This window comes from Desulfobaculum bizertense DSM 18034, assembly GCF_900167065.1.
In the GTDB taxonomy this organism is placed as follows: Bacteria; Desulfobacterota; Desulfovibrionia; order Desulfovibrionales; family Desulfovibrionaceae; genus Desulfobaculum; species Desulfobaculum bizertense.
The window spans coordinates 239,482-256,152 of sequence record NZ_FUYA01000004.1 but is presented as its reverse complement, the minus strand read 5'-3'; the positions used below and the strand labels follow the sequence as shown (position 1 = coordinate 256,152).

Annotated in this window: 16 protein-coding genes; 13 read left to right on the top strand and 3 right to left on the bottom strand. The window is 51.3% G+C overall.

The features are described from left to right. Positions 1–60: 60 nt before the first annotated feature. The 3 genes from B5D23_RS07860 to B5D23_RS07850 are packed head-to-tail and all read left to right on the top strand — an operon-like array spanning position 61 to position 3,883. Entirely contained in the window at positions 61–591 is a 531-nt protein-coding gene (locus B5D23_RS07860) for a DUF2062 domain-containing protein (protein ID WP_078684860.1), read from the top strand. Further along, positions 588–1,856, top strand: coding sequence for an NAD(P)/FAD-dependent oxidoreductase (locus B5D23_RS07855; protein WP_078684859.1), 1,269 nt, complete (start codon positions 588–590; stop codon positions 1,854–1,856). Before B5D23_RS07860 ends, B5D23_RS07855 begins: the two co-directional genes overlap by 4 nt. Next, on the top strand, positions 1,853–3,883 hold the full coding sequence (locus B5D23_RS07850) for a DUF1365 family protein (RefSeq protein ID WP_078684858.1): 2,031 nt from the start codon (positions 1,853–1,855) through the stop codon (positions 3,881–3,883). Before B5D23_RS07855 ends, B5D23_RS07850 begins: the two co-directional genes overlap by 4 nt. A 59-nt stretch (positions 3,884–3,942) precedes the next feature. Here B5D23_RS07850 and B5D23_RS07845 read toward each other — a convergent pair whose 3' ends face one another. The 3 genes from B5D23_RS07845 to B5D23_RS07835 all read right to left on the bottom strand — a co-directional run bounded on the left by B5D23_RS07845 (position 3,943) and on the right by B5D23_RS07835 (position 7,913). Further along, positions 3,943–6,420 (bottom strand): DUF2237 family protein, encoded by a 2,478-nt coding sequence (locus tag B5D23_RS07845; protein WP_078684857.1) that lies wholly within the window; start codon positions 6,418–6,420, stop codon positions 3,943–3,945. Between the two features lie 74 nt (positions 6,421–6,494). Then, positions 6,495–7,028: a tRNA adenosine(34) deaminase TadA gene (gene tadA, locus B5D23_RS07840; protein ID WP_078684856.1), complete on the bottom strand. Its 534-nt coding sequence runs from the start codon at positions 7,026–7,028 to the stop codon at positions 6,495–6,497. 75 nt (positions 7,029–7,103) lie between these two features. Then, positions 7,104–7,913 carry a phosphoribosylformylglycinamidine synthase subunit PurQ gene (locus B5D23_RS07835; RefSeq protein WP_078684855.1) on the bottom strand — a complete coding sequence of 270 codons (810 nt, stop codon included), beginning with the start codon at positions 7,911–7,913 and terminating at the stop codon, positions 7,104–7,106. A gap of 321 nt (positions 7,914–8,234) precedes the next feature. Between B5D23_RS07835 and B5D23_RS07830 the strand changes: the two genes are divergently transcribed. The 10 genes from B5D23_RS07830 to rapZ all read left to right on the top strand — a co-directional run bounded on the left by B5D23_RS07830 (position 8,235) and on the right by rapZ (position 16,656). Then, a complete protein-coding gene (locus B5D23_RS07830; RefSeq protein ID WP_078684854.1) occupies positions 8,235–9,875 on the top strand; it encodes a CTP synthase in 1,641 nt (546 codons plus the stop codon). A gap of 3 nt (positions 9,876–9,878) precedes the next feature. Then, positions 9,879–10,691 carry a 3-deoxy-8-phosphooctulonate synthase gene (gene kdsA / locus B5D23_RS07825; protein ID WP_078684853.1) on the top strand — a complete coding sequence of 271 codons (813 nt, stop codon included), beginning with the start codon at positions 9,879–9,881 and terminating at the stop codon, positions 10,689–10,691. Then, positions 10,681–11,220 (top strand): KdsC family phosphatase, encoded by a 540-nt coding sequence (locus B5D23_RS07820; RefSeq protein ID WP_078684852.1) that lies wholly within the window; start codon positions 10,681–10,683, stop codon positions 11,218–11,220. Before kdsA ends, B5D23_RS07820 begins: the two co-directional genes overlap by 11 nt. Further along, complete coding sequence (gene lptC, locus B5D23_RS07815; protein ID WP_078684851.1) at positions 11,217–11,783, top strand: LPS export ABC transporter periplasmic protein LptC; 567 nt, start codon at positions 11,217–11,219, stop codon at positions 11,781–11,783. Before B5D23_RS07820 ends, lptC begins: the two co-directional genes overlap by 4 nt. 2 nt (positions 11,784–11,785) lie before the next feature. Next, complete coding sequence (locus B5D23_RS07810) at positions 11,786–12,298, top strand: LptA/OstA family protein (RefSeq protein ID WP_159445953.1); 513 nt, start codon at positions 11,786–11,788, stop codon at positions 12,296–12,298. A 1-nt stretch (position 12,299) separates the two neighbouring features. Continuing rightward, entirely contained in the window at positions 12,300–13,022 is a 723-nt protein-coding gene (lptB, locus tag B5D23_RS07805; RefSeq protein WP_078684849.1) for an LPS export ABC transporter ATP-binding protein, read from the top strand. Between the two features lie 211 nt (positions 13,023–13,233). After that, a complete protein-coding gene (gene rpoN / locus B5D23_RS07800) occupies positions 13,234–14,688 on the top strand; it encodes an RNA polymerase factor sigma-54 (protein ID WP_078684848.1) in 1,455 nt (484 codons plus the stop codon). An 89-nt stretch (positions 14,689–14,777) separates the two neighbouring features. Continuing rightward, positions 14,778–15,317: a ribosome hibernation-promoting factor, HPF/YfiA family gene (gene hpf / locus B5D23_RS07795; RefSeq protein ID WP_078684847.1), complete on the top strand. Its 540-nt coding sequence runs from the start codon at positions 14,778–14,780 to the stop codon at positions 15,315–15,317. After that, complete coding sequence (locus B5D23_RS07790; RefSeq protein ID WP_078684846.1) at positions 15,317–15,763, top strand: PTS sugar transporter subunit IIA; 447 nt, start codon at positions 15,317–15,319, stop codon at positions 15,761–15,763. Before hpf ends, B5D23_RS07790 begins: the two co-directional genes overlap by 1 nt. Positions 15,764–15,765: 2 nt before the next feature. Then, positions 15,766–16,656 (top strand): RNase adapter RapZ, encoded by an 891-nt coding sequence (rapZ, locus tag B5D23_RS07785; protein ID WP_078684845.1) that lies wholly within the window; start codon positions 15,766–15,768, stop codon positions 16,654–16,656. Positions 16,657–16,671: the final 15 nt, after the last annotated feature.

The following is a 16,671-nucleotide window of genomic DNA, read 5'->3' as shown; positions in this document are numbered from 1 at the left end:
TGAGTACTTTGCTCTTTCTTTATACATGATTTGAGACGGTATTTATAGTATTGAAAAGAGATGATGCCCCAAAACTGGTGGAGCTTTTTTCGGAAACGGGTTGTTTTGATCTGGGAAGTTAAAGTTGCTCGCCCCGTGCGACAACAACTGCAAGAAGGCATCCCTGTCTCAAGAGTTTCCCGTGCCTTGAGTCTTGGAATTATTGCTGCAGCATGGCCTCAGATTGCAACAAATGTCTTTATGGCATGGCTCCTGGCAAAGCTCTTTCGGTGCAGTTCCATCGTTGCAGGAGGCATCAGCTTTGTGGCCTCTCCCCTCCAGTACCTGCTTATGATTCCTTTCCTGCGCCTTGGAGAAACTCTCCTTGGTCTTCCGCATTTTGAAACCTCGGTTCCAGAAATAGTGAAAATAGTTTTTACAGACCCGATAGGATCCTTTGAGGTCTTGGGTTGGCCGCTTGTGCATGCTATACTGGGTTGGATTTGTGGAAGTCTTCTCGTGTATTTCCCCTTGTTTTGGAGCGTTCGCCGTAGCGTGAGCAAACTCGCACAGGCTCTCCAGAACCAAACTGTTCAGGTGGGAGAAGAATGACAGAGCGCATGAAAAAAATTGCTGTTATTGGTGGTGGTATTTCTGGCCTTGTTGCGGCGTATTATCTGTCTCGACATAGAGATGTCGTACTTTTTGAGCAGGGCGGCGCGCTTGGTGGGCACACCAAGACCTGTCAGGTACTTGATGGACCTGACGCCCCGGTCCCTGTCGATATGGGCTTTATTGTGTTTAACGACAGAACGTACCCGCATTTTTGTGCTTTTTTGCAGGAGCTGGGAGTGTCGTCTGCCTCTACAGATATGACCTTTGCCTATTACAACCTGACAAAAAAAACGGGGTATGCGGGAACAGGACTAAATGGCCTTTTTGCCAATAGAAAAAATATACTCAATATTCAGTACTGGCTTTTCCTTTTTGGCGTGTGGCGCTTTGGTTATGCCGTGGACTTTGCCTATCGGAATGGTCGACTTAAGGATCTTACTCTTGGGGAGTTTTGGGACGGAACGAATTTTTCTCCCCGTGTGCTGGATGAATTCGTCTTGCCTATGGTCGGAGCCATTTGGTCCGCACCTGATGATTCCGTCATGAATTTCCCAATGGAAAGTTTTGCCCGCTTTTTTGCCAATCATGGCCTTCTCCGCTGGTTCAACAGACCCAACTGGCTGTATATCCCCGGAGGAAGTTCGCGCTATGTGCAGGCATTTACCGAGCGCTTTCCCGGTGCCATTCGACTCAAGGCAAATGTTCAGGCTGTTCGGCGTTTGGATTCAGCGATTGAAGTGTGCTGGAATGGAGAGACAGAAGTCTTTGATGCTGTGGTGTTGGCAACGCATGCGGACCAGAGTCTGCGCCTTCTGGAGCAGCCGAGCGTTTTGGAAGAGCAGCTTCTTGGGCCGTGGAAGTATTCAAAAAACAGGACCATCCTGCATTCTGATGCGTCTGTTTTGCCACCTCGGGAACGAAACTGGGCTTCATGGATTTCAACAATGAAGGATTCCCGTCAAGAGGATGCGCCTGTCTCTGTGCACTATTATATGAATAGGTTGCAGCATCTTCAGGCCGATAACAGCTATGTCGTTTCGCTGAATCCAGACAAGGCCATTGCGCAGCATAAAGTTCACCATGAGGAACTGTTTGAGCATCCTCAGTATAGTATGGAGGCCATGCACACGCAGGAATATTTGTGTTCGCTTAATGGAAAGGACCGGGTTTGGTTCTGTGGCGCGTATCAGTTTAATGGATTTCATGAAGATGGGGTCCGGTCTGCTCTCCGTGTCGTTCGTGACTTTGGAGAAGAGCAGTGAGAACGTGCATAATACCTGCCCGTGTGGAGCATCAGCGCCTGTATCCCAAGGCACATTCTTTTGAGTACAGGCTCCCTGTGTATCGGATTGCGCTTGATGAACTGGAGGAGCTAGAGAAGCATGTTTTGGCCTTTAGTCGCAATCGCGTGAATGTCTTGTCGTTTTATGATCGCGACTATTTTGATGAAAACGACACTCCAGTGAAGGAAAAGCTCTTTGCTTTTCTCAGGAAAAAAGGAGTTTCCACAGATGCTGTGGAACGTGTTGAGCTGGTTACTGGACTGCGTTTTTTGAGTTATGTGTTTAACCCGGTATCTTTTTATTATGTATATGATAGCGTTGGGCTGTTATGCGGCGTTGCAGAGGTGAACAATACCTTTGGGGAAAAGCATGTGTATTTGCTGAAACCAGAGGATGGAGGCGAGCTGCCCGCGCAGTTTATGGAGCAGAAGACATTTCATGTGTCGCCTTTTTTTGAACGGAGAGGGCAGTATGAATTTTTTTTTGGGGCACTAGAAGACAGTCTCGATATTCGTATTCACCTGACGCAGGACAAAGAGGAAGTTTTTCAGGCTTCGCTCAGCTCCAGAGATGCGTTTGTTCCCTTTACAACACGAAATATCCTTGTGGAAAATTTTCGGGTTCCTGCTGCGGCCCATCTGACGTGGCCAAGAATTGTGTGGGAGGCAATGAAATTGCGTGGTGTGCATTCTCTTCCGTTTCACAAAAAACCTCAGCCTATGAGTGAAAATACTGTACGAACTCAGCAGAGGCGCTGGGAAAAAGGCGCAAACCGTGTTTCCCGTGCTCTTGTTTTTTGGCGGTTCAAAAAAATTGAGCATGGGGCACTGACCTGTGTTTTGCCTGGTGGAAAAACATGGCGTTTTGGAAGTGAAGATGGTCCTCAGGCACGGATAGATGTCAAGAATATGCGCTTTTTCCGGCGGCTTTTGGCGTATGGCAATATTGGGCTTGGCGAGAGTTATGTTCAGAAGGACTGGAGCAGTCCAGATCTCAATATGGTTTTTCGGGTGCTTCTGGCGAATAGGCGAGTACTGACCCTGAATGCGGACAATGGCGCAATGAGCCAGTTGAATCGGCGTATGTATTCAATGTGGCGGCGTGTTCTGGGACCATTTAAGCCAAATACCAAGACGGGCAGTAAAGATAACATTCAGGCTCATTACGACCTTTCGAACGATCTGTTCTCGCGATTTTTGGACCCCGGCATGGTATACTCGTGCGCTGTATTTAAAGAAATCAATACGGCAGAATCTTTGGAAGCTGCCCAGCTCCGGAAGATTCGGATGATTGCCGATAAAGCTCAGATTCGGAAAGGGGATCGTGTGCTTGAGATTGGCTGTGGCTGGGGAAGCTTTGCTCTTGATACGGCCAGGCGTCTTGGCTGTCATGTCTTGGGAGTGACCCTTTCGCAGGAGCAGTATGACTATGCGCAGGCCAGAGTTGCCGAAGAAGGACTTGAGGAACAGGTTGAAATACGGCTTCAGGATTACCGGGATGTGGAAGGACGTTTTGATGCCATTGTTTCCATCGAAATGATTGAAGCCGTTGGCTATGAGTTCCATCCAACATTTTTTAGGACCATAGACGAGCGCCTTGCTCCCGGCGGTCGGGCAGTGATTCAGGCCATTACTATTCAGGACTGGCATTATGAGGCGTATCGCCGGAGTCTCTGCTGGGTGCGAAAGCATATCTTCCCCGGTGGGATGCTGATGTCGTTAACCCGGACGGCAGATGTGCTTGCCCGTTCAACGGAACTCGTGATTGTTCATGCTGAGCAGATCGGCCAGCACTACGCCCGGACTTTGCATGAATGGCGGGAGCGCTTTGACGCGAACTGGCCGGATATTCGGGCCTATGGTTTTGATGAGCGGTTCTATCGGTCATGGATTTATTACCTTGTGAGCTGCGAAGAAGGTTTCCGGCGTGGGCACATTGATGATTACCAAATCGTGATGACTCGGCCAGAGGAAGTAGCCCTTCGAGGAACTGCGCTGTATCGGTAGAGAATCAAATTGAGACAAAAAGCCCCTGAGCGACAAGGTTCAGGGGCTTTTTGTCTGGATTATTCAAGAGGCGTATCAAGTGCGTGGGCTGTCAGGTCTGAAAGTGAAACGATACTGAGCGCTGACTGCTCGCATGCCGCCAGCAGGACTGGCGGGGCAACTCCTGCTTCAAGAGCTTCTTTCCAGCGTCCAGCACACAGGCACCAAAAATCACCGGGCTGGAGTCCGGGGAAAGCGTGCTCTGGTGCTGGTGTAGTCAGATCATTCCCCTGTTCCCGGGTGAAGGCGAGGAATGCGTTTGTCATTCTTGCACAGATTACATGGGTGCCACGGTCCGCCTCACTGGTGGCACAGAATCCTGTGCGCATAAATCCTGTGGCAGGGCGCGCGCTGCACAGAAGAAGCTTTCCTCCAAGAACGTTGGTGCCGGGGGCGGGTGTTGAGCTGTCGTGTCGCAAGACTGCGCCCCGGTAACCATCCACAAGAAGCTCTTCGCCTGTCCTGAACTGCTTTGTGGCATCGTGAACTCCTGTCACGCAGGGGATACCGTATTCACGGGCAATGATTGCTCCATGTACAAGCATTCCACCGCGACGTTCAACAATACCTTTTGCCAGTGGCACAACAAAGGTCATGTTGGGGTCAAGGGCATCGCAGACAAGGATTTCTCCTTCCTGAAAATCAAAAAGTTCCTGGGGCGAATGAATGACTCGGGCTTTTCCGTGGGCAAGCCCCGGTGCTGCGGCCCATCCCGCAGCCTGCGGTTCGGTAGAGTCTCCGCCTTCGGAACTCCACGGCATTCCTTCTGGAGTGCTTTTGCGTGTTGGACGGATTTTTTCGGGCAGGTCAAAGGAACAGCGGCCATCTGCAAGACGCATCTCTGCCTCGGCAACTGCCGCGTCGTAGCGAGACTGAATTTTGCCAAGATAGACATTGTCATCATCCCGGAGCTGGTAACTTTTTCGGGCGAGAGCAAGAATTTCTTGTGCCGTTTCTCTTTTGTTTTCAGGAAATGCCGCGAAGAACGCATCTTCAAGTTCATGGTGTGGGGTATGCTTTTGTGAAAGGATGTGCTCAGCATGTGTGCCTTGCAGAAGTTTAAGGATGCCCCACGGACCTTCTTCGCACCAGCCAGAATTACAGGCGAGGTCTCCAAAGTCCTGCATGAATGTGTGCAGTGCCTCGGCAAATGGGCCGGATTCTGGGAGCTGGCGATGGGTGAGTGCTTCCTGAAGCGTCGGGTCTGCTTCGATCATCGCCGCGAGTTCCCGAAGTGCGGTGTTGCGCTTGATGGCGAGCATTCCAGAACCTGACAGGAGAGAGGTAAAGGCAAAGGGATCATCCGGGGCGAGAGCGTCGTTGTAGAGCATGCCAAAAAGCCGGATGGCATGCGCAAAGGGAATAAGCTCTTTCCAGTACTGGGTGCGCCAGTGTTCAAAAAGAGATCTTCGCCGCATCAGTTCTTTTTCCAGTTCCTCACAACTGAGGGCGCTCAGCGAAATTGTATCCATGTCGCGTTTGGCTGCGTCCATGCCGGGAAGGATCTCGGTATCAATCTTGTGCTCAAGGGCTTTCAGATTGTCATAGCTTCGGGTCAGGCTCATATACCACGGGCGTTTGTCTTCATCGCGCCAGCCTGTAGCGTTTGGGGAGGCCTGGAGTGTCGTAATGGGGCGAGACTGGAGAAGAACGGGAATGCCATCCAGAACGGTCCATTCAATATCCTGTGGAGACGTAAAGAGCTGTTCTGCCTTTTCGCCAAGCCGGAAGAGACGCAGGGGCAGTTCTTCCGGCAGGGTGGAGGCGTTGCTGTGTTGCGGGAGGCGGTGGACAAGAAGTTTTCCTGTACCCCGCTCAAAGAGCAGGCGTTCTGTTTCTGCGGCGTCAGAGACCGCATCCTCGGCGCTACCCCTATGTGCTTCAATGACACTCTGGTCCCCATTGGTTGGGTCAACGGTAAACATGATGCCGGAGTACTGGCCCGGCTGCATCTCCTGAACGAGGACGCCCATGCTGCTGGATTCTGGCTGGAGCTGCATTTCCCGGCGATAGAGCAGAGAACGGTCAGACCATAATGATGCCCAGACAAGCCGAATATGCTGGATGTGTTCGGCGGGGCTTTGGCTATGTAAAAATGAATCATGGAGTCCCGCATGGGAGTATACGGAATCTTCCATTGAAGAGCAGGAACGGATCGCAAGCTCGCCTGTTCCGAACTGGTGTTCTATTTCTCCGAGCAGGGTGCTCTCGAGCCAGTCTGGAAGAGGGGTACTGGAAAAGAGATGACGCACGCGCAGGGCAATGTCCCAGATTTCTTCCCAGCGCAAGGCAGAAAGGTCTGCGGAGAGGAATTCTTTAAGCCGTGGTAGAATGTGGGTTTCGGACACAAAGGCGGCATAGGCGCTTTCGTGGATGTAGAGCGTTTTGGGGATGGCGATGCCATGTTGGAGCAGGGCAAGAAGGTTCTGGGCCTTGCTGCCAGCGGAGAGAAGGGATGCTTTTGGGGTGCTTGCGGAAAAGGGACTAAAAAGCTGCATGGCAGGCCTCCTGCGGTGTGCATGTGGTCCGGAACCCGTGTGGCTGCGGACCGCATATCATACCTCAGGAAAGACTATTCTGCCAGCGGGGAAGGGTTTTGTTCGGCCTTCTTCTTTTTGCGGCGAGCCTTAAAAAATGCTCGAAGCTGTTCGCTGCATTCCTCGGCCATAACGCCACGCATGACCGGGAAGTGATGGTTGACAAAGTCAAGGTTGGCACCGTCCAGACAGGAGACAACAGCTCCAGACTTGGGGTCATCAGCGCCAAACACAAGGCCGCCAATCCGGGCGTGAATAAAGGCTCCGAGGCACATGATGCACGGCTCAAGTGTGACGGCGGCAATGCAGTCTGTGAGCCTGTAATTCTGTATTTTTTCTGCGGCAAGGCGCAGAGCCAGAATTTCAGCATGAGCTGTGGGGTCATTCGTAGAGATAGGGGCGTTGGCTGCTTCGGCAAGTATTTCTCCATCAGGAGAAATAATGACAGCGCCAACGGGAACTTCGCCATTTTCTGCTGCAAGCGCTGCCTGCACATAGGCGCGTTCCATGATCTTGTCCCAGCTGGTCCAACCAGCCGGAAGAGAAGGGAAAGGTTTGGGAGCTTTCATGTCTCTCGTTGTGCTAAAAAGAAAAAAATGTGCCGCGAGCAACAAACCCGCGGCACTGAATTTCAAGTATGTCGCCTAACGGCTCTTGATATACTTGACCGCGTTTTCAACCAGAATGGTGCCTAGGGTCGGGCGCTCACCACGAGTCCATCCGGGATGGTTCGTGGGGTGGTTGAAGGCCTCGGGGTGCGGCATAAGGCCAAGGATACGACCTGTGGGGTCGGTCAGGCCAGCAATGCCGTACGGCGAGCCATTTGGGTTGAAGGGGTATTCCTGCGTCACATCCCCGCTCTCAGGATGCGCATATTGCAGAGCGACAAGATCATTCTCGACAAGGCCCTGAAGCGTCGCTTCGTCGCGGGCAACAAGTTTGCCTTCGCCGTGGCGAACAGGCATTTCGAGGATGTCCAGTCCCTTGGTAAAGACGCATGGGCTTTTGGGGTTGGCCTTCAGATGGACCCAGCGGTCCTCGAATTTGGCGGAATCATTGTGCGAAAGAGTGACCTGACGCTCAAAGTATTTTCCACCAACTGCCGGAAGCAGACCCAGCTTCACGAGAAGCTGGAAGCCATTACAAATGCCCAAAATCAGCCCGCCAGCATTGAAAAATGCGTTGAGCTGATCGATGAGGGGAGTCCCGTCACCTGTGGTGGCAAACTGCCACCGAAGCGCTGCAGCCTGTGCTGCTCCTAAATCGTCACCGTCCAAAAAACCTCCTGGGAAAATCAGGAAGTTGTAGTCCTCCAGCCTGCATCGACCAGCGATGAGGTCAGAGAAATACACGACAGTAGCGCTGTCTGCACCTGCTAATTCCGCCGCAAATGCTGACTCTTTTTCACAGTTCGTCCCGTTACCGGTGATGACGAGAGTCCGAACCTCCGCCATAAAATCCTCCCATTGTCTTGACACCTACAGTGGTGTCGACTAGCTTGTCCAAGGTCTGTGGGACCATAATGATACGAGGACCTGTCGTCAACAGGGCAAAGTTCTGTTATGGTGACTCATGACCTATAAAAAGTATGCAATTTGCATCCTACGAGGATGAAGAATCATCTACTGGCCCGCCGGGACACCCACCTGTTCCGGCGGGTTGGTATTTGCTGCGTTCTTTTGAGGGGAACGCGAACGATTCCTCTCTCCTCAATGGCGTGATTTCTTTATTGCCTATTCGATTCACAAGACCAAAAAAGAGGACAGGTCCGGCGAATGAAAACCAAGTTCATCTTTGTCACAGGTGGCGTTTTGTCTTCCCTCGGGAAAGGACTTTCTGCTGCATCCATTGGCGCATTGCTGAAGGCCAGAGGGCTTACCTGCACGATCCAGAAACTCGACCCCTACATCAATGTTGACCCGGGAACCATGAATCCTTTCCAGCATGGTGAAGTTTACGTGACCAACGATGGTGCCGAGACAGATCTGGACATGGGCCACTACGAGCGTTTCATCGACGTTCCCATGAGCCAGCGGAACAACTACACCTCCGGCAGCATCTACCACAAGGTTATCACCAAAGAGCGTCGTGGCGACTACCTTGGTGGCACTGTTCAGGTTATCCCCCACATCACGGACGAAATCAAGAATGCTGTTCTGAGCCTTGCCAGCGACGACCTTGATGTTGCCCTGATCGAAATTGGTGGTACCGTTGGCGATATTGAAGGTCTTCCTTTCCTGGAAGCTATCCGTCAGCTTCGCCTTGATCTGGGCAAGGAAAACTGCCTGTACATTCATTTGACTCTGGTTCCGTACCTGCGTGCTGCTGGCGAAGTGAAAACCAAGCCTACCCAGCATTCTGTTAAGGAACTTCGCTCCATCGGCATTCAGCCCGACATGATCATCTGCCGAAGCGAAATGCCCCTTGATGAGCACATCCGCAACAAGATTGCCCTGTTCTGCAATGTTGATCCTGATGCTGTGTTCTGTGCAAAGGACATCGACAATATTTACAAGCTTCCTCTTGGTTTCTACGAGGAAGGCATTGACCAGAAGCTCGCCATCATGCTGCGACTTCCAGCCAAAAATCCTGATCTTTCTGCATGGTACGACCTCGCTCACACCATCGATAACCCCAAGGGTGAAGTTACCATTGGTATCGTTGGCAAGTACGTTGACCTCAAGGAAGCCTACAAGAGCTTGCACGAAGCTCTGGTCCACGGTGGCTTTGCCAACCGTGTGAAGGTGAACCTTGAGTACATCAACTCTGAAGAGCTGACCGACAAGAACGTCGCAGAAAAGCTGACTGGTCTTGATGGTATCCTTGTTCCCGGTGGCTTTGGCTCCCGTGGCGTGGAAGGCAAAATCAAGGCTATTCACTTTGCCCGTACCAAGAAAATTCCGTTCTTCGGTATCTGCCTTGGTATGCAGTGCGCTGTTATCGAGTACGCTCGTAACGCCGCTGGCATCAAGGACGCAAACTCCGAAGAGTTCGACCAGAACACCCCAGATCCGGTTATCTACCTCATGAAAGAGTGGTATGATTTCCAGAAGGGTCGTGTGGAACGCCGCGACGAAAGCAGCAACAAGGGCGGCACCATGCGCCTTGGCGCTTACCCCTGCAAGCTCATCGAAGGCACACATGCTGCCACGGCTTACGCAGAGGAAAACATTGACGAACGTCACCGCCACCGTTACGAATTCAATAATGCCTACATTGAGAAGCTTGAGGCAAAAGGCCTTGTCTTCTCAGGCACTTCCCCTGACGGTGAGCTGATGGAAATCGTTGAAGTCAAAGACCATCCGTGGTTCCTTGGCTGTCAGTTCCATCCTGAATTCCAGTCTAATCCTATGCGGCCGCACCCGCTGTTCAGGGACTTTATCAAGGCCGCTAAGGAGAACAAAAAGGGTAAATAGGCAATGAACGCCGCCGAACTCTTTGAACTTTCCAGCACGGGTCCGTTTGTTTTAGCGGGCCCGTGCGCCCTTGAATCGTTTGATATCGCTTTGGAAGCTGGCAAAAAGGTCGCGGAAGTCACCCGCGAGCTTGGGCTTCCTGCTGTTTTTAAAAGCTCCTTTGACAAGGCAAACCGCACTTCCGTTACCAGTTTCCGCGGCCCCGGCATGACGCAGGGACTCGAAATGCTCCAGCGCATTAAGGATGAAACTGGCCTTCCTGTCGTTACTGACATCCATTCTCCAGAACAGGCTGGCCCCGTGGCCGAAGTCGCTGACGTGCTCCAGATCCCGGCATTTTTGTGCAGGCAGACAGATTTGCTTGTTGCTGCCGGTGAGACGGGAAAAATCGTCAACGTCAAAAAAGGTCAGTTCCTCGCTCCGTGGGATATGCAGCATGTTGTGAGCAAACTGCGTAGCACCGGAAACGAAAAAATCTGGCTGACTGAACGTGGTGCCTCTTTTGGCTACAACAATCTTGTTGTGGACTTCCGTTCTCTGTCGATTATGTCCAGCTTTGGGTGCCCGGTCATTTTTGATGCGACCCATTCTGTTCAGCTTCCTGGCGGGCAGGGCGGATGCTCTGGCGGACAGCGTGAATTTGTGCCAACTTTGGCGCGAGCTGCGGTTGCTGCTGGTGCAAATGGTGTGTTTGTTGAAACACATCCCAATCCAGATACAGCCTTGTGTGATGGCCCGAATTCGTGGCCGCTTGAAAAGCTTGGAGCATTGCTCCGTGACCTTAAGGCTCTCTGGAATTTGCCGCATGAATGTTAGTATGACGGAAGCCCGCGAGCGGGCGAAGAAGATACGGCTCGTTGTTCTTGATGTTGATGGATGTCTAACTGACTGCGGGTTGTATTTTGATGCAGATGGCCGAGTTATCAAGCGCTTTAATGCGCAGGATGGTTTGGGTATCAAGTTGGCCCAGAGTGTAGGAATTCGTATTGCCGTGATTACCGGGCTGAAATCAGGCGCGGTAGATGCTCGCATGAAGCAGCTCGGCATTGAGGATTACCACTCTGGACATGTGCAGAAAATTCCGCTGCTCAAAAGCATCTGCGAAAAGCATGGGCTGGATATGTCCGAAGTCGCTTATGTGGGCGATGACTGGATTGATGCCGGACCAATGCGGCAGGTCGGTCTGCCCATTGCCGTCAACAATGCCCAGCCGGAAATCTGTGAGCTGGCCTCACTTGTGCTGTCTCGGCCCGGAGGGCAGGGGGCAGTCCGCGAGGCATTGAGATTTATTCTTGATGCGCAGGGGCGGCTCGAAGAGCTGTGGGATACGTGGAGTACAAAATGAACCAGAAGCGTCTTTTCCTTGCAGTCGTTTTTGTCGTCTGCCTTGCAGCCATAGGCTACGGTCTTTACTGGGTGGCGAGCCATTCTGTTGAAGAGGTTGTGGAGCCTGTGGCTCCCTCTGTGGATATGTCCATGCAGGGGGTGGAACTGACGCGCTCTGCCAGTGATGGTTCTCGCTGGACGCTTGTCGCCAAAAGTGCTGATTATCATCAGGATGAGGCTCTGGTCGATGTACATGCTCCAACCCTGACCTGGGAACGTCAGAATGAGGAACCGATAACGGTGACTGCTGACGAGGGGCGTGTGAATCAGGAGAGTGGAGAAGCAGAAATGTGGCCTAATGTGGTTATCGTTTCTGGTGAAAATACGGTGTATGCCAAGCAGCTCAACTACAGCGACGCCAAGCGTGAGCTGGTGCTGACCAAAGATGTCCGCATTGAGCGCGAAGGTATGGACCTCGAAGCTCCCCGGGTTCGGCTGGATCTGACAACGAATGAAATTACGGCAACTGGCGGTGTGACAGCCGTGCTGATTGATTCCAAGAAATCCACCGCGGAGGAATAGCCTTGAAAATTCTACATCGCATTCTGTGTGCCTGTTTCTGTGTGTGTCTTTTCTCCGCTCCGGCTTTTGCCGCAGAGCAGGGCGTCAAGACGACGATTACGTCTCAGAAGACAGTATATGACCAGAGCGGCAGCAAAGTTGTTTTTTCTGGTTCTGTAAAAGTTGTTCGGCCGGATATGACAATCTGGTCGGATGAAATGACGGTGTTTTTGAAGCCAACTGACAAAAAGGCCGTGGCAACTCCTGGTCCTCAGGCAGGTGCTGTGTCCAAGATCGTTGCCGTCGGGAATGTTCGACTGGTGCGTGAGGGCAAGAAAGGTTTTTGTGGCAAGGCTGTCTACAATGCCGACGAAAGCCTGGTGACGATGACCGTGAAGCCCCGTCTCGAAGATGGTGATAACAGCATCGCGGGCAAAATCATCAAGCTGTGGCTTACGGACAACCGAAGCGAGGTTGTGGGCGGAAACGAGCCGGTCGAAGCCATTTTCTTTACTCCCAAGGAAGGAAAAAAATAGCATGTCGGTTCTTTCTGCAACAGACCTGTGCAAAATTTATGGCAAGCGCCGGGTGGTGCAGGATATTGCCGTCAGTGTTTCACAGGGCGAAGTCGTTGGTCTGCTCGGCCCGAATGGTGCGGGCAAAACCACAACCTTTTATATGCTTGCGGGTATTATCAAGCCGAATGAGGGGATTGTGCGGTTGGATGATGAGGAAATTACCTCGCTTCCACTGCATGAGCGCGCCCGCATGGGCATGAGCTATTTGCCGCAGGAAAGCTCTGTGTTTAAGAAATTGAGCGTGCGCCAGAATTTGGAAATCATTTTGGAGCAGAGCGGGCTTTCGCGCAGCGAACAGAAGAAGCGGGCAGATTCTTTGCTCGATGAACTCGGCATTACCCGTTTGAGTCCTCAGAAGGCAATGCACCTGTCTGGTGGCGAGCGCCGCAGACTTGAAATTGCCCGAGCCTTGATTCTGAACCCCAAGTTCATGCTGCTTGACGAACCTTTTGCAGGTATTGACCCCATTGCAGTCGATGATATTCAGGGAATTGTTCGTTCTCTGAAAGAACGAGGCATTGGTGTTCTGATCTCTGACCATAACGTTCGGGAAACCCTCAGAATATGCGACAGGGCTTATCTTGTCTATGAAGGTTCGATAATTTTAAGTGGTACTCCCGAAGAAATTTGTGCCAATCCCCGCGCCCGGCGGGTCTACCTTGGCGAAGGCTTTTCTCTTTAATGCCTTGCATACGTTGATTTTTACCTTCCATACAAAATCCTTGCCATCCTGAGTTGCAAGCTTGTTCTGGATGTGGCATGGTTTAGGTGCGGCTGGGGAATTCCCTTGCCGCACCAAGTTCTTGAGCTTTGTTCAATAACTTTTCTTTTCTTCAGGAGAAGGTTCCTGGAGGAAAGGTACCTGTCACCTCCTCAGCAAAGATGTAGTAGCGATGGCATTGGAACTCAGACAACAACTCAAGCTCTCCCAGCAGCTGGTGATGACACCTCAGCTTCAGCAGGCAATCAAACTGCTGCAGCTCTCTCGTTTTGAGCTTGTCGATATGGTTCAAAAAGAGCTTTTGGAAAATCCACTTCTTGATGAAGCTCAACCCGAACCCAGTCAGGAAAAAGCAGAGGAAGCTCAGGACGCAACAACGGCTGAGCATACCGAAAACAGTGAAGCAATGGCAGACTCGGTTACAGACCAGGCCGCCATGCAAAACGCCGACTGGGAAAATTACCTTGGTGAATTTTCCAGCACTGCCCGGCAGTCTGCTGGGCGGGATAGCGAAATCCCTGAAGAGGGGATGTCTTTTGAGAACAGACTGTCTGTTTCTCCCTCCCTCGCGAGCCACCTTGAGTGGCAGCTCCATCTCTCCAGCCTGAGCAAGGCAGAAATTCAGATTGGCGAAGCAATTATTGGGAATCTTGATTCTCAGGGCTATTTTAAGGCCGATCTGGAAGACGTTGCTCAGGAAGCAGACTGTGCGTTTGAGGACGTGGAACCCGTCCTCAAACTTATGCAGCAGTTTGACCCCGTTGGGGTTGCTGCGCGTGACCCGCGCGAGTGTCTGCTCGTCCAGCTGGAATTCTATGAGTATGATGACCCAATCTTATTGGGCATTGTTCAGGATCACCTCGAAGATATCGAGAAGCGCCGCTTTAAGCCGCTTGCCAGAAAGTTTCGGATTAGCCTTGAAGAACTCAAGGAATATTTGGACATTCTCAAGACTCTGGACCCTATGCCGGGTGCTGCCTACGGAAGTGGGGACACGCAGTATATTAGCCCTGATGTTTACGTCTATGAATATGAGGATGATTTTATTATTGTCCTGAATGAGGATGGATTGCCTCAGCTCACGGTAAATGAATTTTACCTTGATACAATTCATAGTGATCGCAATGCCTGCAACAAAGAATACGTTCAGGAGCGTTTCCGCTCTGCGCAGTGGCTGATGAAAAGCCTGTATCAGCGTCAGCGAACCTTGTATAAGGTTATGGAAAGTATTCTGCGTTTCCAGCATGAATTCTTTGAGAAGGGCGTGACGCATCTGAAGCCGCTTATTCTGAAAGATGTTGCTGATGACATTGGCATGCACGAATCGACGATTAGCCGCATTACGACCAGTAAATATGTTTCAACGCCGCATGGCCTGTTTGAGCTGAAGTTCTTCTTTAACAGTGCCCTGGGGCTTGATGATGGAAGTCAGGTTGGCTCTGAGAGTGTAAAAGCACAGATCAAGAGCCTCATTGGCGACGAAAATCCCAAGAAACCTCTGTCTGATGAAAAAATCGCAGAGATTCTTAAAGAGCGTCTGGAGATTAATATTGCCCGGAGAACTGTAGCAAAATACCGCAGCTCTCTTGGGATCGCCTCTTCTTCAAAACGGAAACAGATTTTCTAGGAGTTTGAGGCGAGGTCTTTCTTTTCTGTAGGAATATTCGTACACTGTTTTTAACGCTGTAATCTTCATAGCTCTTCAAGGAGTTTAGTATGAACATTAGCCTCACGTTTAAGAACTTCGAACCTTCCCCTCATCTGAGAAAGTATGCAAACAAGCGTTTTGGAAAGCTCTTGAAGTTTGACAAGACCGCTAACGCCGAACTGAACATAACTCTTGAAGTCGAAAAATTTCGCCATATCGTCGATGCAACGCTGACTGGCGACAACATGAATATCAGCGCCACGGAGAAGTCCGAGGACATGTATCAGAGCATTGATCTGGCCGTAGACAAGATGAACGCTCAGGTCCGGAAGCTGCGCGAAAAGAGCAAAGATCGCTACCGTCGAGGCGAAGGCCTCGTCCGTATGGATGTGGTGAGTTTTGCCGATGCGGCTCACAGCGAACCGCCAACTATTGTGGAAACGGACTCCTATCCTCCAAAGCCAATGGCTGTGGAGGAGGCTGCAATGCAGCTGGATTCCCTTCAGTTTGAATTTCTTGTCTTCCTGAATGCCGAGACCGAGCGCCCGAATGTGATTTATCGGCGCAAGGACGGCAATTACGGTTTGATTGATCCTGGGACGGACTAATGAAGCTTGGTGACTTTCTTTCGAAAGAACTGATTATACCTGAACTTTCGGCCAGAACCAAAAAGGCGGTTCTGGCCGAACTTGTGGCTGCGGTACATTCCGTACAGCCTGAACTTGATGAAACCCATGTGCTGGATGTGCTTCTCGAACGGGAAGCGCTGGGTACAACTGGTATTGGCGACGGTATCGCCATTCCGCATGGGAAAATTGCCGAGCTTGAAAGTGTTCTTGTTGTGGTCGGCCGCTCCGCAGAAGGAGTTGAGTTTGATGCGCTGGACTTTGAGCCGTGTAAAATTTTCTTCCTTGTATTGGCGCCAGAAAAAGTTGCAGGAGTTCATTTGCGAGTTCTTGCCCACATTTCCCGAATGCTTAAAGAAGAAGACTTTCGTCAGCAGTTCCTCAGTGCTTCTGAGGATGAGCTGAAAGCCTTGCTTTTCGAGGCGTAATTATGACGCAGGTTTTGGAAGACAACAGCTTTCCAGTGATTATCCTGACGGGGCTTTCTGGAGCAGGAAAATCAACAGCACTCAAGGTCTTTGAAGATCTTGGTTTTGTGACTGTTGACGGTCTGCCCCCGAACCTTGTTCCACAGCTTGTGGCTCTCTTTCGTAGCCAGAAAGAGGTGTTTCACCGAGGTTTGACCTTGGGTCTTGATGTTCGCCACTCTCAGTTTCAGGAGCAGTGGGACGATGCTGTTCAGCAGCTTGCAGAGCAGGGCGTTTCTCCAAAAGTTGTCTTTATTGAGGCCGCCCCAGAGGTCTTGCGCCGTCGCTATGCTGCGACGCGCCGTCCTCATCCCCTGGAGCAGGGGCTGAGCCTTGATGCCGCTCTTGAGAAAGAGCACGAACTTTTGGTTCCTCTGCGAGAGCAGGCTGAAATTACCGTGGACACCTCGGATTATTCCATCCATGACCTTCGGCGCACGCTTCAGGACAAATGGAATTTTTTGCAGGACAAGCAGTATGGTTTGCGCATTTTCCTTGTGACCTTCGGGTTTAAGCATGGTGTGCCAACGGACGCTGACCTTGTTTTTGACCTCCGCTTTTTGCCTAACCCGTACTTTGTTGAGGCGCTTCGCCCCTACACCGGCCGGGACAAGGCCGTTGCCGACTATGTGTTGAAATCACAGGTTGGTAAGGAATACCTTGAGAAGCAGCTTGAGTTTTTGCATTACGTGCTTCCCCGCTATGCAGAAGAGGGGAGATATCGGTTGACTATCGCGATTGGCTGCACTGGTGGACGACATCGGTCCGTTGCCATTGCCGAGGCGATTTTTGACTCTTTGCGAGACTCGGATTATGCAGTATTCCTAGAACATAGACATTTGGACCTTGAATAAAGCACCTTTACTGAG